A 20,302-nucleotide genomic window follows, 5' to 3' on the forward strand; every position below is an offset into this window, starting at 1 on the left:
TCGAGGCCTCCCGAAGATGGAAGTTCTCACACTGCCCATCCGGAAGACCTCGACGTGCCCCACGCTACCTTCGTTAGCCCTGACCTGACCACGTTCACCCGCCTCGATGAGCTCGGCCTCGAGGTCATCGGCCAGCATGTGGAGCCGAACCAGGCGGTACTGGCCTGCCGGGTCGCCAATCCCGACCCGTGGTGCCGACGGTGCGGCTGTGAGGGAACCCCGCGCGGCAGCGTGGTTCGCCGGTTGGCGCACGAGCCGTTCGGTTGGCGACCCACCGTCCTGCTGATCACGGTGCGCCGCTACCGGTGTTCCGAGTGCGAACACGTGTGGCGCCAGGACATGAGCAAGGCCGCCGAACCGCGATCCAAGCTGTCCCGGCGGGCGCTGCGCTGGGCGCTGGAAGCACTCGTGGTCGACCACCTCACCATCGCCCGGATCGCCGAAGGCTTGGCCGTGTCGTGGAACACCGCCAACGACGCCGTCCTGGCCGAAGGCCGGCGGGTCCTGATTGATGACCCGAAGCGGTTCGACGGCGTGCGCGTGCTCGGCGTCGACGAGCACGTCTGGCGCCACACTCGCCGCGGCGACAGATACGTCACCGTGATCATCGACCTCACTCCGATCAGGGACAACACCGGCCCGGCACGCTTGTTGGACATGGTCGAGGGCCGCTCCAAGCAAGCATTCAAGACCTGGCTCGCTGCCCGTCCCAAGCAGTGGCGGGCCGGGGTGGAGGTCGTCGCGATGGACGGCTTCACCGGGTTCAAGACCGCCACCACCGAAGAGTTGCCCGATGCCACTGCTGTGATGGATCCATTCCACGTGATCCGCCTCGCCGGGGATGCCCTCGACCAATGCCGCAGGCGGGTCCAGCAAGACCTCCACGGCCACCGCGGCCGTGCCACCGACCCGCTCTACCGGGCCCGCCGCACCCTCCACACCGGTCTGGACCTGCTCACCGCCCGACAAAAGACCCGCCTAGAGACCCTGTTCGCCGGCGATGACCACGTCGAGGTCGAGACCACCTGGGGCATCTACCAGAAGATGATCGCTGCCTACCGGGAACCCGACCGGGCCACGGGACGCATCCGCATGCAGGCCGTCATCGACGCCGTCGGCAGCGGTGTCCCCGCCGCTCTGAAGGAGGTTATCGTGCTGGGCCGCACCCTGAACAAGCGGGCCGCTGACATCCTCGCCTACTTCGACCGGCCCGGCACCTCGAATGGCCCCACCGAGGCCCTGAACGGTCGGCTCGAACACCTCCGCGGCTCAGCCCTCGGCTTCCGCAACCTCGTCCACTACATAGCCAGATCGCTGCTCGAGACCGGCGGATTCAGACCCCAACTACACCCTGCTTTGTGATGAGCCGGATTGGGTGGGCACGTTGGGGAACATCTCACGCAGGTGGGCTCGGGCATGGCGTATCCATCGGGTCTCGGAATTGAACTGCATCAGTTGCTGGGCGACGACCAGGCACAGTAATTCGGCGTCGGAGAGCAGTGGTTTGCGCCCCGGTTGGTGCGATCGCGTGTAGCCGATCTCGGGCATTATGCGATCTTCCAAATCGATGTAGAGTGTTGTCAGGAGGGTGTTCAGTTGATTGTTCACACCAAAGGCTTAACACCCTCCGCCGGCAATTAATAGACCCCCAGCGAGATTGCTGGGGATCTATTCTGCAAACACGCGGAATTAGGACTTATTCATCTAGTTTCGGTTTCTGCCCGCCGGTCCGGCCCCGCGCACGGGCCGCGGCCAGCCCGTCACGGGTCCGTTCGGACATCAGGGCGTGTTCGAACTCGGCGATCGAGCCGAGGATCTGGAAGAACATCCGACCGATGGCTGTGGAGGTATCGATGCCCTGGTCCAGGACGACCAAGTCCACACCGCGTTCCTGCAGCGTCTTGGACAGATCGATAAGGTTCTCCAGCGACCGGCCGAGCCGGTCGAGCTTGGTGACGACAAGCTGATCCCCTGCCCTGTTGGCTGAGAGTAGGGCCTTGTCCAGTTCGGGCCTGCGTGCCAGTTTCCCTGAGGCCATGTCGAGGAAGATCTGCTCGCAGCCGGCCGCGGTCAGGGCGTCATGCTGGGCTTCGGGGTGCTGATCGCGGGTAGAGACCCGTCCGTATCCGACTCGCATCACCAAAACGTATCACCAACCCTGCTGAGCATTACACAGGCACGTACACGGGAAGCATTACAAAACTTGCCGCGCAGTTCTGCGGTTCGATACACATGCCCTGGAGTGTCTCGCGAACGATCGTTACCGGTCAGTTCGGGCGATGACATCCAGGAAGTCCCGTACATGAGGCGGCGGAGCCGTCCCCGCCCAGATGGCGGTGAGCGGGCGGGTGATCTGGAGATTGTTGATCCGAACTCGGACGAGTCGGCCGGCACGGGTGTCCTCGGACACTGCGAGGGAGCTCAGCGCGCCGGGGGCGATGCCGGCCATAATCGCGCTGCGAACGCCGAGCGTGGTCGTCAGCACGGCTGCGGGCTCGGCTGCGAGTGGAAAGCCCGCCACGGCGAGGGCGTTCTCGAGCGCTCGTCGGGTGCCGCTGCCGGTCTCGCGGAGCACCAACCCAGTGGCCGCCAGTTCACGAACGGACACCTGGCGGGTCTTCGCCCACCGGTGACCGTGCTGCACAACGACTTCGATGGTGTCGTAAGCAACAGTGACTGACCGAAGGCCGGCGGGAACGACAGGGGTCTCGATGAGCCCGAGGTCTGCGGTTCCCTCGCGTATGGCCTCGACGACCGTGCTGCTGTTGGCGGCTGTGAGCTGAACGACCGGGCCGTCATCGCCGTGAGAGATGCGCCACCGGGCGATCCATTCCGGTAGGAGGTGTTCTGCGATCGTGAGGCTCGCGGCGATGCGCATCATCTTCCCGCGATCCGTGCGGAGCGAATCGACAGCATCCGAGAACTCATCGGCCGCCGTCAGCAGCGTTGTTCCCCAGCCGACAATCAGCTCGCCCGCCGGAGTCAATCGCGAACCCCGTGCAGAACGCACCAGGAGTCGCACGCGCAAATCTTTTTCCAGTTTCCGGATGCGCAGAGACACCGCCTGCTGACTCACGCCCAACTGCGTGCTTGCCGCCGACATGCTGCTTTCCTTCACGACGAGCGCCAAGGCTCGCAGTGCCTCCAAGTCCGGCCCGTTGCGCATCTTCCGCCTCCCAAGCACAAGCATAACTTGTATGGCGGACGGTATCTGCCTCTACTCGCACGAGCGGTCCGAGGAAATGATGGATGCATGACCCATGCCCAGGACGTTGCGACCGCCCGACCGGAACACACGCTGCTTGCCCGAGTCCGCGCGCTGCTGCCCGGGCTTGTCCTCTGCCTCGCCGCGGCCGGAGCATCGTACGGGGTCAGCCTGCTGCTGCCGGGAGTCAGCCCGCTCATTATCGCGATCGTGCTTGGCGTACTCCTGGCCAACGTCGTCCGGCTGCCAGCGGCAGCCTCCGACGGCATAGACTTCTCCGCGAAAAAGCTCCTGCGCGCCGGCATCGTCTTCCTCGGACTCCAACTGGTACTGACAGACATCCTCGAACTCGGAGCCCCGATGCTGGTCGTCATCGTGTGCATTGTCGCCGGCGGACTGTTCGGCACCGTTCTCCTGGGGAAGCTGCTACGGGTTCCATCCGGGCTCTCGCTGCTAATCGCCTGCGGATTCTCCATCTGCGGCGCGGCAGCCGTGGCGGGCGCGGCAGGGGTCACCGATCCGGACGACGAGGCCGAGGAAGACACCATCACCGCGGTCGCCCTCGTGGTGATCTTCGGAACGCTGATGATTCCCCTCGTCCCACTGATCACGGACCTGCTTGGCCTGGGCTCCGAGACGGCCGGGATGTGGGCAGGGGGTTCCATCCATGAAATCGCGCAAGTCGTCGCCGCTGGAGGCATCATCGGTGGCGGAGCGCTCACGGTCGCGGTCATCGTCAAACTCGCCCGAGTGCTGCTGCTCGCCCCTGTCGTGGCCATCCTTAGCATCCGGCAGCGCCGTCTCAGCCGTACGGCAGGCGAACCCGGTCAACAGATGTCGCATTCGAAGCTGCCGCCCGTCGTCCCGCTGTTCATCATCGGGTTCATCGCGATGGTGTTCGTGCGTTCCTTCATCCCTCTGCCGGGCACCGTGCTGATGGCCGGTGGGCTGCTGCAGACAGGACTGCTGGCTGCAGCGATGTTCGGACTCGGCTGCGGCGTCAAGGTTCGGAACCTCGTCAAGGTGGGCCTCAAGCCCTTCGCCCTAGCCGCACTCTCCACCGTTCTCGTCGCAACGATCGCCTACTGCGGAGTCACCTTCGCAGGCTGAACATGGCCAGCACCAGGGCGTCATTATCACCCCTGGGATGGGAACACATCAACCTCACCGGTGACTACACCTGGCCCCGCGCCAACCACATCAAACCGGGCCTTCACAGCTGAGTGTGGGTAGCGGTTCTCCGCCAGGGGCGATGACCGCCTGCGGCGAGCAGAGCCCGTAACCGGTAGTTGTCGAAGTTGCGGAAGCCGCGGGCGACGCGACGCATGGTCTCGATGACGCCATTGACCGCTTCCGTGGGCCCGTTCGAGGCTCCTGCGGTATCGAAGTAGGCCAGGATCGCGGCCTTCCACCGGCGTAAGGTCCGTCCGAGCCGGGCGATCTCCGGAATGGGACAGGACGGGAAGGCACCGAGAATCTCGGCGACGAGCCGGCGCCCCTGCTCGGGGCGGGCGTGGTAGACCGCGCGCAGCTTCTGGTAGCAATGCCAGGCAAGGGTGACCTCGTGATGCGGGTCCCCGGCCTCGAGCTTTGCGTTGAGTCGGCGGACCTGCCTCTCGGTCAGGTGCTCGGCGCCGATCTGCAGGGTGCGGCGGATCCCGTACAACGGGTCCCCGGCTCTCCCGCGGTGGCCCAGAGTGTCCTGCTGCACGCGGCGGCGGACCTCATCGACGACCTGCCCGCCGAGCTTGACCACATGGAAAGCGTCGAGAACGGTGATCGCCTCCGGGAGCTCGTCGCGGATGGCATTGGCGTAACCGTGGAACGGATCCAGCGTCGCCGTGCGGATCCCGCTCGTGAACGCCGGCCCCTGCTCGATGAGCCAGTCGCCGTAGGCCGCCCCCGTGCGCCCGGGCACCAGATCCAGCAGTCGTGCCCGGGGCCGGCCGTCCTCGCCGCGGGAGTGGTCCACGATCCCGGTGACCAGCCCAGTGCCGGGTGGGCCCACGTGGCGCCAGACGTGCTCGTCCACGCCCAGGGCGTCCACCCCGGCCAGCCGGTCCTCGGCGGCCAGCTGGGCCTCGATGACTGGAGTGATGGCGTCCCAGACGGTGTTCCAGGCGACCCCGAGCATCTCGGCCAGGGCCGAGACCGCGATGTCGTGGCAGCGCAGCTGCGTCACCGCCCAAGCAATCGCGCGGGTGGTGAGCTTGGCCCGCGGTGCCGCCAGCTCGTGGACCTCACTGAAGGTCGTCACCTCGCACGCCGTCTCATGGCAGCGGTAGCGGCGTTTGCGCCAGACCACCCGCACGGGCACCCCGGCGCAAGGCAGGTCGTGCAGCAGCACCGCCACCCGGCCATGGCCGACGGCGAGCACCCCGCAAGCCGGACAGCCCACCAGTGACGGCACGGTCTCGACCACCAGGGTGAACGAGGAGCGGTGCCGCTCGATCGTGAGCACGTGGACATCGGGCAGGTCGAAGAGCGCGCACGCCGGCGCGCACATAGCATGGGACACATCGAGGCCTTCGAGGACGGTTGGATTCAGCACCCCCATCCTGGAGGCCTCGACCCCTACCCGACCCCCGTGACACGCACCCCGCTTGGGCCTTTACCCACACTAATTTGGGAAGGGCCATCAAACCCGGCAAATACAGGCCGCTACGGCGCCAGGCAAAACCTTAGCGTCGGATAATTCACTTTTTCACAAGCCACCCCTAAAAGATGGTGTCAATAATTCTTTCGAGTAATCATCGGCTGTAGATGATGGTGATCGCTGAGGTGGCCACTGCGGTGATGATAGGAAAGAATCGCTAGAGCGAAATAGGTGGAAACCACCCCTGTTAACCGGCCCTTCACAGATGAGCATGGGTAGCGGTCTTGCGCCACGGCCGGTGTCCGCCGGCGGCGAGCAGGGCGCGTAGGCGGTAGTTGTCGAAGTTCCGGAAGCCGCGGGCGACCCGGCGCATCGTCTCGATCACCCCGTTCACGGCCTCGGTGGGCCCGTTGGAGGCCCCGGCGGTGTCGAAGTAGGCCAGGATCGCGGCCTTCCACCGGCGCAGGGTCCGCCCGAGCCGGGCGATCTCCGGGATCGGGCAGGACGGGAAGGCGGCAAGGATCTCGGCGACCAGCCGGCGGCCGGTCTCGGGGCGGGCGTGGTAGATCGCACGCAGCTTCTGATAGCAGTGCCAGGCCAGGGTCACCTCGTGGTGCGGGTCCCCGGCCTCAAGCTTGGTGTTGAGCCGGGTGATCTGTTTGGCGGTGAGGTGCTCGGCGCCGATCTGCAAGGTGCGGCGGATCCCGTAGAGCGGGTCCCCGGCCCGGCCCCGGTGGCCCAGGGTGTCCTGCTGCACCCGACGACGCACCTCGTCCACGACCTGCCCACCGAGTTTCACCACGTGGAAGGCGTCCAGGACGGTGATCGCCTCAGGGAGTTCGTCGCGGATGGCGTTGGCGTAGCCGTGGAACGGGTCCAGCGTCGCCGTGCGGATCCCGCTCGTGAACGCCGGACCCTGCTCGGTGAGCCAGTCGCCGTAGGCCGCCCCCGTGCGCCCCTTGACCAGGTCCAGCAGTCGCGCCCGGGGCCGGCCGTCCTCGCCGCGGGAGTGGTCCACGATCCCGGTGACCAGCCCGGTGCCGGGTGGACCCACGTGGCGCCACACGTGCTCGTCGACACCGAGGGCGTCCACCCCGGCCAGCCGATCCTCCGCGGCCAGCTGGCCTTCGATGACCGGGGCCACGGCGTGCCAGACGGTGTTCCAGGCGACTCCGAGCATGTCCGCCAGGGCGGAGACCGCGATGTCGTGGGAGCGCAGCTGCGTCACCGCCCAGGCGATCGCGCGGGTGGTGAGCTTGGCCCGCGGCGCGGCCAGCTCGTGGACCTCGCTGAACGTCACGACCTCGCAGGCGTCCTCCCGGCACCTGAAGATCCGCTTGCGCCACACCACCCGCACGGGCACCCCAGCGCAGGGCAGATCGTGGAGCACGACCTCCCGGCGGCCGTGGCCGGTGGCGAGCACCCCGCAGGACGGGCACCCCACCAGCGTCGGAGAAGTCTCCACCACCACGGTGAACGAGCGTGGTCCGCGTTCCACGGCCCTGACATGGACGTCGGGCAGGTCGAAGAGCGCGCACGCGGGCGCGCAGATAGCATGAGACACGTCGAGGCCTTCATGGATCGGGTTGCTTGGTCGCTACCCATCCTGGAGGCCTCGACCTCTACCCAGACCTCACAACACACCCCTCGAGACGCCCACGCGCACACCGCTACCCATGCTCATCTGTGAAGGGCCAGTTTACTGCAGTGCGTTTGCAGTGATCGGATTGACCATATGCGGATGGTTGCTGATTTCTAAGGGGGTTGTTTTCCCCTTGGCCCTGACTCTGGCGTTTTTCTGTCTAGGGTCTCTCATGACATCCTTTTTCGTCGTTTCCGATGCCGTCTGGGGAAAGCAGATGCGGTGGGATTCGAACGCCTACAGGTCCGGTAGTGCGAGTGAATAGGACGTAGACAAGGATCTCAAGACCGGCCGGCGCATATTTGATCTGCGTTTTCAGGCTCTTCAGAGTTGAGTGTGGGGTGAGGCGTCGAGTCCACCGGTGATGAGGAGCATGCGGAGGCGGTAGTGCTCGAAGTTGCGGAAGCCGCGGGCGATGCGGCGGCCGAGTTCGATGATCCCGTTGATGGCCTCGGTACCACCGTTGCTCGCGCCGTCGGTGTCGAAGTAGGCCAGGAACGCGGTCTTCCAGCGTCTCAGGGTCTTTCCGAGCCTGGCGATCTCGGGAATCGGGCAGGTCGGCAGCGAGGCGATGAGTTTTTCGGCAAGCTGGCGTCCTCGTGCAGGCGTGGGCTGGTGGAACACGTCCCGAAGGTCCTGAGCGCAGCGATAGGCGACTTCGACCGCGATGTGATCGGGATGGGCCGTGAACGCAGCTTCCAGGCGAGTCTGCTGGCGAGACGTGAGGCGTTCTCGCCCGGCGCGGAGAACATGGCGGATGCCGTAGAGGGGGTCGCCCTTGCGGCCTCGGTGGCCGAGGGTCTCCTGTTGGATCCGGCGGCGGACGTCATCGACTGCCGCGCCGGCGAGCTTGACGATGTGGAACGCATCCAGCACGCAGGTGGCGTCCTCGAGTTGGTCATCGATCGCGTTCTTGTATCCCTGGAACGGGTCCAACGTCGCGATCTCGACCCGCTTCCGGAACCCTTCGCCCCGCTCGTCCAGCCAGTCGCGGTAGGCCTTGCCGGATCGGCCGGGGACGAGGTCGAGGAGCCTGGCGGTGGGGTGGGGTCCGCGGGTCAGGTCGACCATCCCGGTGAGCTCTTTCGGACCGCGCCGGCGGGGGTCGCGGTGATGCCAGATGTGTTCGTCCACGCCCAGGACCTGCACGTTCTCGAACCGGACCGGGTCGTCAGCGGCCGTGGCCAGGACGGGGCGGACCTGAGTCCAGAGGGTGTTCCAGGTCGTGCCGAGCTGCCGGGCCAGGCCCTGGATCGTCGCTCCCTCGGCCCGGAGCTGACCGATGGACCACCGGATCGCGCGTGTGCTCAGCAGACCGCGCGGCGCACAGACCTCCGGGTCCTGCTCGACGAACGAGACCACCGCGCAAACGTCCTCGTGACAGATCCAGCGGCGCTTGCGCCATCGGACCCGCACCGGCCTGCCAGCCCAGGGCGCATCGGTCACCTCGACCACCACACGGCCGTGACCAGTAGCGATGACTCCGCAGCCGGGACAGCCTTGGACCGGAACGCAGGACTCCACCTCGAGCACCAGGCCCGAGGGAGCCTGCGTGACCGAGACCAGGTGGAGGCCGGGGAAGTCGAGGAGGAGATCGCATCGGTCGCAGCGATCGAGCGCGTCAGGGCATACGCAACTATGGTTAAGCATTGTCGAGGTCCTTGGTGCGAGCAGAGGTAAGAGTCCGCTCATCATCGAGGACCTCGACGTCTATCCCCAGCTACCCCGCACCACCGGCGCGCCCACACTCAACTCTGAAGAGCCCGTTTTCATCATCAGTGCGATACTGGCAATCTGGTTCTTCGTGGTTGGGGGTGTGGTGGGGGTTCGCGCGGCGGTGGTCGTATGGACGTCGGGGTCCCCGTGGATGGAGGTTTTGCACTCACCATCCGGAAGAGCTCGACGTGTTCATCGCTACCTTCGCCGCGCTGTGCCTGATCACGTTCTGCCGCCTCGCCGTACTTGGCCTCGAAGCCGTCGGGCAGCGACTCGACCCGGATCGGGCGGTCATTGAGTGTCGTGTCGTCGGGGGTGATCCGTGGTGGCGTAAGTTCAGCGGGTTAAAGGCCGCCGCGGCGGAAGAGCTGCCCGACGCGGTCCCGGTGATGGACCCGTTCCATGTCTTTCGTCTGGCCGGCGACGCCCTCGACCGGTGCCGGCAGCGCGTCCAGCAGGACACTCTGGGGCATCGTGGCGGCGTCGGCGACCCGCTGTAGAAGGCGCGCCGGGTCCTGCACGCCGGTGCCGGTCTGCTCACCGAGAAGCACACCGCCCGCTTCAACGCCGTGTTCGCGATCGAGGAGCATGTCGAGGTCGAAGCGACCTGGGGCATTTACCAGCGCATTGTCCCCGCCTACCGCGAGCCCGAGAAGAAGAAGGCGAAGCAGATGATGCAAGCGGTGATCCACGCGCTTAGCAGCGGCGTCCCGGCTACGCTCGTCGATATCCGCAAGCTTGGCCCCACCTTTAGGCAACGCGCCTTCGACGTGTTCGCGTTCTTCGACCGGTCAGGTATCAGCAACGGGCCGACAGAGGCGATCAATGGGCGCGTTGAGCACCTGCGCGGCTCCGCTTTCGGTTTCGGCAACCTCACCAACTTCATCACCGGGAGCCTGCTCGAGGCTGGAGGATTCAGACCACACCTATACCCTCGAATGCGATGAGCCGGCAATCCCGGTGTTCATCCAGACGCGGGACATCATACAAATCTGACTCGTGAGCGGCGCGCGTGAGTGCAAAATAAAATGGGTGGGGCATTTACGAGTGTTCCGCCCATCGCTGTGGTTGGGGCTTGGGGGCGCGCGTGGCCGCGCGTTGTCCCCGCTCGCGCAGCTTCTGGTCCAGTCCGGACTCGCTGGTGCTGCCCAGGCGGTTCCGATCCTTGGCCGCCATCGCGGACGTCTTCCTCGTGCCTTCCTTCCGGACGGCATGCTTCAGCGGCACTTGTGACGGCTCCACCGGGTGAACCGTCACGAATCTGGAAATGGTCCGCTCACCGATGGTTTTGCGCCGTTAGGATGAAACCACGGCTACGAAGGGATACGGCCCCATGACCGATCTGGCGATCCGCTACCGCGGGGTGAGCAAAGTCTATTCGGACGGTACTGCCGCGGTGGATAACTTGGACCTGGACGTTCCCGCGGGTTCCCTCACGGTGTTCGTGGGCCCATCCGGCTGCGGCAAGACCACGTCCCTGCGGATGCTCAACCGCATGGTGGAGCCCTCCTCGGGGACGGTGGAGGTCAACGGTCAGGACGTCGCGAGCATCCCGGCCGCCAAGCTGCGCCGCTCCATGGGGTACGTGATGCAGCAATCGGGTCTGCTGCCCCACAAGACCGTGGAGGACAACATCGCCACGGTCCCCCGGCTGAACGGGGTGTCCAAACGGGAGTCCCGCGCGCACGCCCGGCAGTTGCTGGGCTCGGTGGGATTGGACGAGTCCGTGGCCACCCGGTACCCGGCGCAGTTGTCCGGAGGTCAGCAACAACGCGTGGGCGTGGCACGTGCCCTGGCCTCGGATCCGCCCATCCTGCTCATGGACGAACCGTTCTCCGCCGTGGACCCCGTGGTGCGCCAGGACCTGCAGAGCGAATTGTTGGACCTGCAGAAGCGGTTGCACCGCACCATCATCTTCGTGACCCACGACATCGACGAGGCGATCCTGCTGGGCAACCGCGTGGCCGTGTTCGCGCGCGGGGGCAGGCTCGCGCAGTACGCGACCCCGGAGGAACTGCTGCGGGCCCCCGCGGACGACTTCGTCGCGGACTTCATCGGCCGTGACCGCGGGTTCCGTTCGCTGAGCTTCGACAACGCCTCCGTGGCACTGCAGCCCGTCACGGTTCTGGTCGTGGACACCGGCGAGCGCTTCCTGGTGGGCCCCTGCAGTGAGGACCCCGCGCCGTGGCAGGCGGCGGGAGCGGCGTCGTCGTCGGACTGGGTGCTCGCGGTGGACGAGCGCCGCCACCCGCTGGGCTGGCTGCCCGTGACGGCGTCCGGAGAACCGGCCGCGCGCGAGGAACTGCGTGTGGGAGGGACCCTGTGGCACGACGGCGGGTCGTTGCGCACCGCGCTCGACGCCGCCCTGTCCTCCCCGTCCGGGCAGGCCGTGGCCGTGCACCGCGACGGCTCCGTGGCGGGCGTAGTGCCCGGCGAGGACGTAATGCGCGCGGTCGAAGAGCAGCGCTCGGCGCGCTACGACAGGTCGGAACGCTCGTGAACTGGCTGTCGAACAACTGGTCCACGGTCCTGGACCTCGCTGGCGCGCACCTGATCCAGTCCATCGTGCCCGTGGTCGTGGGCCTGCTGATCAGCGTCCCGCTTGCCCGGTTGGCCACGAGCAGACGCTGGTTGCGTCCGGTGTTCGTCACGGGCTCGTCACTGCTGTACACGATCCCCTCGCTGACCCTGTTCGTGGTCCTGCCGCTGATCCTGGGCACGGGCATCACGTCCGTGGTCAACGTGATCGTGGCGCTGACCCTGTACGTGATCGCAATCCTGGTGCGCTCGTGCGTGGACGCGTTCGAGTCCCTGGACCGAGATGTCCTCCAGGCCGCCACCTCGCTGGGGTACAAACCCGTGCGCCGCTTCTTCGGGGTGGAACTGCCGCTGGCGGTGCCCGTGATGATTGCGGGGCTGCGCGTGGCCACGGTCTCCAACATCTCCATGGTCTCCGTGGGCGCCGTGATCGGCATCCAGTCCCTGGGCACCCTGTTCACGGACGGGCTGCGCCGCTCAATCGTCTCGGAGATCGTGGTGGGCATCGTGGCCACCGTGCTGATCGCGATCGTGCTGGATCAGCTCTTGCGTCTGCTCGGCCATGTCCTGACCCGCTGGCAGCGCACGGGGACCACGACGGCGCGCGAGCGGCGTCGTGCCGGCGCGGCGCGGCACGACAGCGCTAACGGCCGAGCCGACCGGCCCGGGGGCGGGGACCCCGAGGGCCGCGATTCCGTGGCCGGTGCGCCCGGCGGCGCGGGCGCCGTCGCCGCGGTGGAAGCCCGGGGTGATTGCGCGTGAACCTGTTCTCGGAAGCCGCGCAGTTCCTGACCGACCCCGCCAACTGGAGCGGAGCCACCGGGATCCCGCAGCGTTTGCTCGAACACGTGGGCTACAGCGTGCTGACCATGGGGATCGCGCTCGCGATCGCCGTGCCCCTGGGCCTGTGGGTGGGCCACACACGCCGCGGCGGTGGCGTGATCGTGGGCCTGGCCGGCGCATTGCGCTCGCTGCCCACCCTGGGTCTGCTGAGCCTGTTCACGCTGCTCATGGGGCTGGGGCTCATGCCCCCCATCCTGGCGCTCGTGTTGCTGGCCATCCCGCCCATCCTTTCGGGCACGTACTCGGGGGTCGCCGCGGTCTCCCCGGCGCTCGTGGACGCCGCCCGTTCCATGGGCATGACCGAGGGTCAGGTACTCACGCGCGTGGAGATCCCCGTGGCGCTGCCGGTGATCCTGGGCGGGATCCGCAATGCCGCGTTGCAGGTGCTCGCGACCGTGACCATCGTGGCGTACATCAACCTGGGCGGTCTGGGCCGCTATCTGATCGACGGGCTCGCGGTGCGTGACTACGCGCGCATGCTCGCGTCCGTGGTACTCGTGGCCGTGCTCGCACTGGCCGCGGATGCAGTACTCGCTCTCGTACAACGCCTGGTGACGTCGCCGGGCCTTAGACTGGCAGGAGATCGACCATGACACCGTCCCCCTCTACGCAGCGCACGCGCGCTGCGCACCGCGCCCTCCGCCCCGCCGTGTGGGCGGCCATGACCGCCACGGCCGTGTTCGCCCTCACCGCGTGCGGCGGCGGTTCCGACCCGCTCGCGGAGAACTCGGGCCACGCCGCCTCAGGCGGCTCCTCGGACGCCGTCACCGTGGGCTCTGCGGACTTCCCCGAGTCGCAGGTCATCGCCGAGCTCTACGCCGGGGTGCTGCGGGACGCGGGCGTCACGGTGGAGACCAAGCCGGGCATCGGCGCGCGCGAGGCCTACGTGGGTGCCGTCAAGGACGGTTCCGTGGACGTGGTCCCGGACTACTCCGGGAACCTGTTGCTCTTCGCGGACAAGGACGCCACCGCGGCCTCCGCCGAGGACATCATGAAGGCACTGCCTTCCGCGTTGGAGGGCCAGCAGCTCTCGGTGCTCGACCCCTCCCGCGCGGAGAACAAGGACGCCCTGGTGGTCACACAGGCCACCGCGGAGAAGTACGGTCTGACGTCCATCGAGGACCTCTCCTCGGTGTGCGGGGACCTGATCATGGCTGGCCCGCCGGAGTTCCAGGAACGCGCCTACGGCGTGGACGGGTTGAAGCAGAAGTACGACTGCTCCTTCAAATCCTTCCAGCCCATCAACGACGGCGGTGGCCCCCTCACCGTGCAGGCCCTGACCCAGGACGACGCCCAGGTGGCGGACATCTTCACCACCACCCCGGCCATCCAGGACCAGCACCTCACGGTGCTCGAGGACCCCAAGAACAACTTCATCGCCCAGCAGGTGCTCCCGCTCACCGCCCCGGACCGCTTGCCGCAGAACGCGGTGGACGCGCTGAACGAGTTCTCCACCAAGCTGACCACCCAGGACCTGATCGACCTCAACCGCAAGGTCAGCGGGGACCAGCAGCAGAACCCCGCGGACGCCGCCAAGCAGTGGCTCTCCGACCACGGGTACGAGAAGGCCTCCTGATCCGCGACACCCGCAGCGACGTCGGCCGACGAACCGCCGTCAGGGTCACCTGGTGACGTCCGGAATCCACCCCACGGGGTGGGAGCGCCCGGTGCTCCCCGCATGGGGAAGCACCGGGCGTTCGTCATGTTCCGTTCATCCGCGCCCGGCCGAGCGCGTTCTCCACGACCGTGTGCGCGGTTCTGCACAGGCTTGTCCACACCCGCTGGGGATTCGCGTCATATCGCTCTGACCTGGGGTTTCAGAGGTATCGCCCCACGTGGCCCACCCGGGAACGCGCCATGGTTTCCACACCTGTGGATAACTCTGTGCACAACCTGTGGGGTGAATACGGGGTGCGGGGACGAGTCACGCGGACGTCACCTGAGCGTCGGGTGCAACCGCGCCCGTATCCTGGACGCAACCGGCCCGCGGGAACGCGGAGGCGGTCGATCCGAGCTCGGCATCAAGGGGGATCCCGGGCACCATGACTCCCCACGCACGTGACGTGCGTCAACCGAGGAGGCATTCCCGTGCTGTCCGAACCCTCGATCCCCCGGGACACCACCGATCGCGAACACGTACTCGAATCGGTGCGGGAGCATCTCGCGCTGGATACGCGCGCGACCCCCGAGGAACGCACCGTCTTCCTTGGTCGGCTCAGCCGTCAGCTGGACCGTCTGATCACCTCCTTGCACGCGGTCTACGGACCCGGGCTCGGTATCTGGGACACCGTGACCCGCGCCGTCCTCACCGCGTGGGAGGCCTATGTGCAGCGCCCCCGGGACCTCAAGGACCTGGACCGCCGCCGCGAGGACCAACTGCCGTGGTTCACGTCCCGGGAGGCCGTGGGCGGGGTGTGTTACGTGGACCGCTACGGCGGGGACCTCGCGGGGATCCGGGAGAAGATCCCGTACTTCGAAGAACTCGGGCTGACCTACCTGCACCTCATGCCCCTCTACGAGAGCCCCGCCGGCAACTCGGACGGGGGGTACGCGGTGTCCTCCTACCGCCGGGTGGACCCGGAGCTGGGGACCATGGCAGAGCTCGCGGACCTGGCGGCCGAACTGCGGGCCCAGGGGATCGCCCTGGTGCTGGACTTCGTGTTCAACCACACCTCCAACGAGCATGAGTGGGCCCGGGCCGCGGCCGCCGGGGACCCGTTCTACGAACGCTTCTACTGGATGTACTCGGAGCGCACCGTGCCGGACGAGTTCGAGCGCACCGCGCGGGAGATCTTCCCGGATGACCACCCCGGGGTGTTCACGCGCGTGGACAGCACGCCGGCGGGACGGGACGCGAGCCCCTACGACCCGGATCCCCGGTGGGTATGGACCACGTTCCACCGCTTCCAGTGGGACCTCAACTACTCCAACCCCCACGTCTTCCACGCCATGGCCGCGGAAATGCTGTTCCTGGCCAACCAGGGGGCCCAGGTGCTGCGCCTGGACGCCGTGGCGTTCATCTGGAAGCAACTCGGCACCTCGTGCGAGTCCCAGCCACAGGTCCACGATCTGCTGCGCGCGTTCAACGCCGTGACGGCCCTGGCCGCCCCGGCCGTGGAGTTCAAGTCGGAGGCGATCGTCCACCCGGACGAGGTCATCCGCTACGTCCACCCGGACCAGTGTGCGCTGTCCTACAACCCCCTGCAGATGGCCCTCACATGGGAGGCCATGGCCACCCGGGATGTCTCCCTGCTCTCCGCCGCGCTCGCCGAACGTCACGAGACGCCAGCGGGCACCGCGTGGGTCAACTACGTGCGCGGCCATGACGACATTGGGTGGACGTTCTCCGACGACGACGCCGCTCGCCTGGGTGTCGATGGCCACGACCACCGCCGCTTCCTTAACGCCTTCTACACCGGGCGCCACCCCGGTAGCTTCGCGCACGGCGTGGCGTTCCAGGGCAACCCCCGCACGGGCGATTGCCGGATCTGCGGCACCACCGCGTCCCTGTTGGGTCTGGAGACCGAGCCGGGTCCGGCCGTGGACCGGATCCTGCTGGCGCATTCGCTGGCCATGAGCACCGGCGGAGTCCCCCTGCTTTACCTGGGTGACGAGGTGGGTCAGCGCAACGACGTCCATTGGGACGAAAACCCGGACGCCGCGGACGACGCCCGCTGGGTCCATCGCCCGCGCTACCCCCGCGACGACTACGATCGCCGCCACGACCTGTTCTCGGTGCAGGGGCGGATTTTCGGCGGGATCCGGGGGATGATCTCGGTGCGCCGTGCCACCCCGGAGTTCGAGGGCACCGCGCTCATCCCGTTCATCACGCACAACCGCCATGTCCTGGGCTATCAGCGTCCCGGCGAGCACAGCGTGGTGCTGTGCCTGGCGAACTTCAGCGACTGGCCCCAGTTCGTCACGGGTGAGACGCTGAGCGGTTTCCTGCCCTCGGCGACCATGCTGCACGAGAACGAGCGGGTGGACCTGCGCGGGGGGATCCTGGTGGAGGCTCACGGTTTTCGGTGGCTGCGCGTGATTCCCACCTCCTGACACCGCGGAAATCACAGCGTCACATAACTGCCCCCTAAAAGGGGGTAACTCAACGCAGATAAGCGGGCAGTGAGCGTTATCCACAACGTTTCTCCACAGGAGTGGATAAGTCACACGACTGTCATTCGACCCGGTTGGCCAGACGCTTGTTCGGTATTTACCCTGGTCATGCGTCGTTTTCTGCCGTTGCGGCGCCTGCCCAGGGTGTGTGCGTCGAAACTGTGTTCGAATTGTGCACAGACTTTTCCACCCCTGTGGATAACTTTTCTCCACCTCTTGTGGACGCGTCACACTTCCCCCGGCGGAGTGACGGCTTGTCGTCTTTGCATCAGACTGAGCGTCATAAGTTACTCGCGTGTAGTTGGTGTTCGGTGGGACGAACGCCATGGGGGGAAGCACGCACCAAGGGGGAAACATGTCTGTTCGCATCTCCGAGGTCGATTCCACCGACCACGGATTCTCGCTGCTCGTGGAGCAGGACGTGGCGGTCACCGCCCAGGAGTTCGATCTGGCCCTGGGCAGGCCCAGGGGGATGGGCCGATGGTTCGGGATCCACGTCACGTGGCCCACGTCCCTGGACGATCAACTGCACGTGGGCTCGGCGATCGAGTTCGACGCTCCGGTGGGGCCGTTCACGTTCGACTACGTCATGATCGTCGCGGACCGCGTGCCCGGTGAATCGCTCATGCTGCGCACCACCAAGGGGTTCGCGGACGTGATCATGGAGTACGCGTGGCAGCCCACGAGCTCGGGGGTGACCGTCCAGCTGCGCGCGGATTTCCGACTGCGCGGGGGGTTGTGGTGGAAGCGCCCGTGGGCCCGGATGATGGCCCGCCGCCGACTTGCCCAGGGGCTGGAACGCATGCGGCGGGATCTGGCCGCGGGGCAGCCGGGGGAGTTGGCGACGTCGTCGACCGAGCATCCCTCTCGCGGCACCGGCCACGGCGTGCGGGCTGCTGCCCACGGCAGGCACGCGGGAACGCACCGCAAGGCCACGGGGCGGCGACGCGCGCGAACCGCTTGAAACGCGCTTACTACTGAGAGCTGTGCGGACGCCACCGGGACCAACGGGGGGGGTGTCCCGCGGCGCCCGTCGGCACCGGATTACGGGCTGAGGCGGCGCTCCATGCGCATGACCGTGACCCGGTAATCCAACCGGGGGACGGTGAAATCCACGGCACCGCGGGGCGTGTAGCCCAGACCCGTGTAGAAACGCTTGAGCACCGGGTTCTCGTCATCGCAGTCCAGGCGGGAGACGCTCCGTCCGGACTCGACGATCACCCGTTCTGCGGTGCGGATCAGCCGGGCACCCGTGCCGGTGCCTGCGAGCGAGCGGTCCACCGCGACCCCGTGGGTGTAACCGGCGGGCTCCGGCTGCTCGCCCCAGATCTCAGGATCCGCCCAGATCACACGGATGCTCGCCAGGATCAGGCCGGGCTGCACAGGGGATTCCACGACCCACCACTCGCCGCGGTCGATCTCGCGGCGCACCTCGGCGGGGTCGAACTCGCCCTCGCGCCACTGGTCGATGCCCCGGCCCTGCAACCACCGCGCCAGACGGTCCCGCAGGTTCACGATGCCCTGCGCGTGCGAAGCCTGCGCGCGCGCGATCTCGAGGCCCGCGGGGTCGCCCTCGCCGGTTCGGGCCGCCAACGGGGCGTGGGCGGCGGCGGCGCGTCCCGGCGCGTGGGCGCTCGCGGTGGCGCCGCCGGAACCGGTCGCGGTCGCGGTGACCTCCAGGGCAGTATCGGGGGTGGACATGGGCCCGAGGATAGGTCACGGCCCGGGCGGCAACGCACCGGTTGTGACGGAAGATGACGGGCTCCATGAAACATACGCTAGTGGCTGAACGTCCTTGACCCGCCGAACCGCAGCGACGGACAGTTGAAGCATCACGCACCCGCAAAGGAAGGATGATTCACCGTGGCTGAAAAATTCACTCTCCCCGATCTTCCCTATGACTACGCAGCGCTCGAGCCGCACATCTCGGCCCAGATCATGCAGCTGCACCACGACAAGCACCACAACACCTACGTGACCGGTGCCAACACCGCGCTCGAGAAGATGGAGGAGGCCCGCGCTAACGGCGACGCCGCCGGTGCCGCCAAGCTCTCCAAGGACCTCCAGTTCAACCTGGGCGGCCACATTAACCACTCCATCTTCTGGAAGAACCTCTCCCCGGAGGGTGGCGACAAGCCCGAGGGTGAGCTCGCCGCGGCGATCGACAACTTCTTCGGTTCCTTCGACGCCTTCCGCGACCAGTTCACCGCGGTGGCCACCACCATCCAGGGCTCCGGCTGGGCCATCCTGGCGTACGAGCCCATCGCCGGCAACCTGGTGATCGAGCAGATGTACGACCAGCAGAACGGTGTGCCCGTGGCCACCATCCCGCTGCTGCAGCTGGACATGTGGGAGCACGCCTTCTACCTGGACTACCAGAACGTGAAGGCCGACTACGTCAAGGCGTTCTGGAACATCGTCAACTGGGCGGACGTGGCCGAGCGCTTCGAGAAGGCTCGCGGCGGCGCCAAGTCCCTCATCTGATCCGGATGTGAAGTCCGCACCCCACGGGGTGCCTCGGAACCCCGCACGGCAGTTCTCGTGGCCGCGCGGGGTTTCGTGTTCCTCCGGGCGGCCGCCGCCGACGCCGCTCCCCACCTCCCACGCCCGCCCGCCCGGTCCGTGCCGCATGAGTCGGTGCGTGTCGTACCCGAGGAGAGTTCATGAAGACACCGCGTTTCCTGGTCACCCGTGAGATCCCCGAACCGGGGCCGTCCATCCTGGAGGACGCGGGCGACGTCGAGATCCGGGACGGGATGAGCGCGGACGAACTGCGCGAGGCAGTGACCGGCGGCGAGTACGACGTGGTGGTCTCGCAGGTCTCCGACCGGTTCGACTCAGAGCTGCTGAGCGAGGCGCGGATCCGGGGGATCGCGAACTACGCGGTGGGGTACAACAACATCGACGTCGCGGCGGCCGCCGAACACGGGATCGCCGTGGGCAACACCCCGGACGTCCTCAATGACGCGACCGCCAACACCGCCATGTTGCTCCTGCTCGGCGCCGCGCGGCGTGCCCACGAGGCCGCCGAGTACCTGCGGGACGGGAAGTTCACGGGGATCGGACCCAAACTGCTGGTCGGTCAGGACGTCACCGGGGCCACCCTGGGGATTGCGGGCATGGGCAGGATCGGCAAGGCCGTGGCCCGCAGGGCACTGGGTTTCGACATGACGGTGATCTTCACGCAGCGCCCGCCCGAGGACCGCGCGGTCTCCGACGACGAACTGGACGATCTGGCCGGGCGGGTGCGCCAGGTGCCGTGGGACGAACTGGTCGAGACGAGTGACTACCTCTCGCTGCACGTCCCGCTCACCGAGGACACCACGCACCTGGTCGACGCGGACGTGTTGCGGCGGATGAAGTCCACCGCGGTGCTCGTGAACACCGCCCGCGGCCCCGTGGTTGATGAAAATGCATTGGTTTCGGCGCTGCGGGATGGGGAGATCTTTGCGGCCGGGCTGGACGTGTTCGAGAACGAACCCGAGCTCGCGGACGGGCTGGCCGATCTGCCCAACGCGTTCTTGCTGCCGCACGTGGGCTCCGCAGAAGTGAGCTCACGGGCGGGGATGGCTCGCAAGGCCGCGGAGAACGCCGTGGCCATGGCCCGCGGTGAGAAGCCGCCGTACGAGGTGACGCCGTAGCGTCCCGC

General features: G+C 67.2%; 17 protein-coding genes and 2 pseudogenes. 11 read left to right on the forward strand and 8 right to left on the reverse strand.

Features of this window, described 5'->3' with window-relative positions:
- Window positions 1-54: 54 nt before the first annotated feature.
- Window positions 55-1,362: an ISL3 family transposase gene (locus ACW9PK_RS06020; RefSeq protein WP_457017051.1), complete on the forward strand. Its 1,308-nt coding sequence runs from the start codon at window positions 55-57 to the stop codon at window positions 1,360-1,362.
- A 3-nt stretch (window positions 1,363-1,365) separates the two neighbouring features.
- Here the strand turns inward: ACW9PK_RS06020 and ACW9PK_RS06025 are convergent.
- From ACW9PK_RS06025 to ACW9PK_RS06035, 3 genes and pseudogenes are all read right to left on the reverse strand, one after another.
- Window positions 1,366-1,608, reverse strand: a pseudogene (locus ACW9PK_RS06025) (IS982 family transposase); the annotation flags it as partial.
- Window positions 1,609-1,696: 88 nt separating this feature from the next.
- Window positions 1,697-2,137, reverse strand: coding sequence for a recombinase family protein (locus tag ACW9PK_RS06030; protein WP_368844989.1), 441 nt, complete (start codon window positions 2,135-2,137; stop codon window positions 1,697-1,699).
- 123 nt (window positions 2,138-2,260) lie between these two features.
- Window positions 2,261-3,130 (reverse strand): LysR family transcriptional regulator, encoded by an 870-nt coding sequence (locus ACW9PK_RS06035; RefSeq protein WP_230403920.1) that lies wholly within the window; start codon window positions 3,128-3,130, stop codon window positions 2,261-2,263.
- Window positions 3,131-3,253: 123 nt separating this feature from the next.
- On the opposite strand from ACW9PK_RS06035, the gene ACW9PK_RS06040 reads away from it, so the two are divergent.
- A complete protein-coding gene (locus ACW9PK_RS06040; RefSeq protein WP_029212122.1) occupies window positions 3,254-4,315 on the forward strand; it encodes a YeiH family protein in 1,062 nt (353 codons plus the stop codon).
- A gap of 103 nt (window positions 4,316-4,418) precedes the next feature.
- Here ACW9PK_RS06040 and ACW9PK_RS06045 read toward each other — a convergent pair whose 3' ends face one another.
- The 3 genes from ACW9PK_RS06045 to ACW9PK_RS06055 form a co-directional block, all read right to left on the reverse strand.
- Window positions 4,419-5,756 carry an ISL3 family transposase gene (locus ACW9PK_RS06045; RefSeq protein ID WP_207387849.1) on the reverse strand — a complete coding sequence of 446 codons (1,338 nt, stop codon included), beginning with the start codon at window positions 5,754-5,756 and terminating at the stop codon, window positions 4,419-4,421.
- Window positions 5,757-6,060: 304 nt separating this feature from the next.
- Window positions 6,061-7,365: an ISL3 family transposase gene (locus ACW9PK_RS06050; RefSeq protein ID WP_368845122.1), complete on the reverse strand. Its 1,305-nt coding sequence runs from the start codon at window positions 7,363-7,365 to the stop codon at window positions 6,061-6,063.
- Between the two features lie 402 nt (window positions 7,366-7,767).
- The gene (locus tag ACW9PK_RS06055) at window positions 7,768-9,093 is read right to left on the reverse strand and encodes an ISL3 family transposase (protein WP_457017055.1); all 1,326 of its coding nucleotides are present in this window, start codon (window positions 9,091-9,093) and stop codon (window positions 7,768-7,770) included.
- Window positions 9,094-9,494: 401 nt separating this feature from the next.
- Between ACW9PK_RS06055 and ACW9PK_RS06060 the strand changes: the two are divergent.
- Window positions 9,495-10,106, forward strand: a pseudogene (locus ACW9PK_RS06060) (ISL3 family transposase); the annotation flags it as partial.
- A 94-nt stretch (window positions 10,107-10,200) separates the two neighbouring features.
- Here ACW9PK_RS06060 and ACW9PK_RS06065 read toward each other — a convergent pair.
- A complete protein-coding gene (locus tag ACW9PK_RS06065) occupies window positions 10,201-10,335 on the reverse strand; it encodes a hypothetical protein (protein WP_259462927.1) in 135 nt (44 codons plus the stop codon).
- A gap of 157 nt (window positions 10,336-10,492) precedes the next feature.
- Here ACW9PK_RS06065 and ACW9PK_RS06070 point away from each other — a divergent pair, with 157 nt between their 5' ends.
- The 6 genes from ACW9PK_RS06070 (at window position 10,493) to ACW9PK_RS06095 (ending at window position 17,617) form a co-directional block, all read left to right on the forward strand.
- Window positions 10,493-11,659 carry an ABC transporter ATP-binding protein gene (locus ACW9PK_RS06070; protein WP_144997545.1) on the forward strand — a complete coding sequence of 389 codons (1,167 nt, stop codon included), beginning with the start codon at window positions 10,493-10,495 and terminating at the stop codon, window positions 11,657-11,659.
- Window positions 11,656-12,459 (forward strand): ABC transporter permease, encoded by an 804-nt coding sequence (locus ACW9PK_RS06075; RefSeq protein ID WP_240919029.1) that lies wholly within the window; start codon window positions 11,656-11,658, stop codon window positions 12,457-12,459. Before ACW9PK_RS06070 ends, ACW9PK_RS06075 begins: the two co-directional genes overlap by 4 nt.
- The gene (locus ACW9PK_RS06080) at window positions 12,456-13,133 is read left to right on the forward strand and encodes an ABC transporter permease (RefSeq protein WP_064846971.1); all 678 of its coding nucleotides are present in this window, start codon (window positions 12,456-12,458) and stop codon (window positions 13,131-13,133) included. The genes ACW9PK_RS06075 and ACW9PK_RS06080 overlap by 4 nt, the downstream gene beginning before the upstream one ends.
- Window positions 13,130-14,116 carry an ABC transporter substrate-binding protein gene (locus ACW9PK_RS06085; RefSeq protein WP_457017059.1) on the forward strand — a complete coding sequence of 329 codons (987 nt, stop codon included), beginning with the start codon at window positions 13,130-13,132 and terminating at the stop codon, window positions 14,114-14,116. Before ACW9PK_RS06080 ends, ACW9PK_RS06085 begins: the two co-directional genes overlap by 4 nt.
- 512 nt (window positions 14,117-14,628) lie before the next feature.
- Window positions 14,629-16,593, forward strand: a complete 1,965-nt coding sequence (locus ACW9PK_RS06090; protein ID WP_457017061.1) for an amylosucrase — start codon at window positions 14,629-14,631, stop codon at window positions 16,591-16,593.
- Between the two features lie 415 nt (window positions 16,594-17,008).
- The gene (locus ACW9PK_RS06095) at window positions 17,009-17,617 is read left to right on the forward strand and encodes a hypothetical protein (protein ID WP_368835657.1); all 609 of its coding nucleotides are present in this window, start codon (window positions 17,009-17,011) and stop codon (window positions 17,615-17,617) included.
- Window positions 17,618-17,697: 80 nt separating this feature from the next.
- On the opposite strand, the gene ACW9PK_RS06100 is transcribed toward ACW9PK_RS06095, so the two are convergent.
- The gene (locus tag ACW9PK_RS06100; protein WP_457017063.1) at window positions 17,698-18,354 is read right to left on the reverse strand and encodes a GNAT family N-acetyltransferase; all 657 of its coding nucleotides are present in this window, start codon (window positions 18,352-18,354) and stop codon (window positions 17,698-17,700) included.
- Window positions 18,355-18,516: 162 nt separating this feature from the next.
- Between ACW9PK_RS06100 and ACW9PK_RS06105 the strand changes: the two genes are divergently transcribed.
- Window positions 18,517-19,137 carry a superoxide dismutase gene (locus ACW9PK_RS06105; RefSeq protein ID WP_035962724.1) on the forward strand — a complete coding sequence of 207 codons (621 nt, stop codon included), beginning with the start codon at window positions 18,517-18,519 and terminating at the stop codon, window positions 19,135-19,137.
- Between the two features lie 179 nt (window positions 19,138-19,316).
- Window positions 19,317-20,294, forward strand: coding sequence for a 2-hydroxyacid dehydrogenase (locus ACW9PK_RS06110; protein ID WP_144933048.1), 978 nt, complete (start codon window positions 19,317-19,319; stop codon window positions 20,292-20,294).
- The last annotated feature ends 8 nt before the right edge of the window (window positions 20,295-20,302 follow it).

This window comes from Kocuria sp. MNB10 (assembly GCF_054073685.1).

What these genes read in the sequence shown, in the direction of transcription:
- ACW9PK_RS06095 (WP_368835657.1), top strand. Translation starts at nt 17,009, where the DNA reads ATGTCTGTTCGCATCTCCGAGGTCGATTCCACCGACCACGGATTCTCG.
- ACW9PK_RS06110 (WP_144933048.1), top strand. Translation starts at nt 19,317, where the DNA reads ATGAAGACACCGCGTTTCCTGGTCACCCGTGAGATCCCCGAACCGGGG.
- ACW9PK_RS06085 (WP_457017059.1), top strand. Translation starts at nt 13,130, where the DNA reads ATGACACCGTCCCCCTCTACGCAGCGCACGCGCGCTGCGCACCGCGCC.
- ACW9PK_RS06070 (WP_144997545.1), top strand. Translation starts at nt 10,493, where the DNA reads ATGACCGATCTGGCGATCCGCTACCGCGGGGTGAGCAAAGTCTATTCG.
- ACW9PK_RS06055 (WP_457017055.1), bottom strand. Translation starts at nt 9,093, where the DNA reads ATGCTTAACCATAGTTGCGTATGCCCTGACGCGCTCGATCGCTGCGAC.
- ACW9PK_RS06040 (WP_029212122.1), top strand. Translation starts at nt 3,254, where the DNA reads ATGACCCATGCCCAGGACGTTGCGACCGCCCGACCGGAACACACGCTG.
- ACW9PK_RS06030 (WP_368844989.1), bottom strand. Translation starts at nt 2,137, where the DNA reads ATGCGAGTCGGATACGGACGGGTCTCTACCCGCGATCAGCACCCCGAA.
- ACW9PK_RS06065 (WP_259462927.1), bottom strand. Translation starts at nt 10,335, where the DNA reads ATGGCGGCCAAGGATCGGAACCGCCTGGGCAGCACCAGCGAGTCCGGA.
- ACW9PK_RS06100 (WP_457017063.1), bottom strand. Translation starts at nt 18,354, where the DNA reads ATGTCCACCCCCGATACTGCCCTGGAGGTCACCGCGACCGCGACCGGT.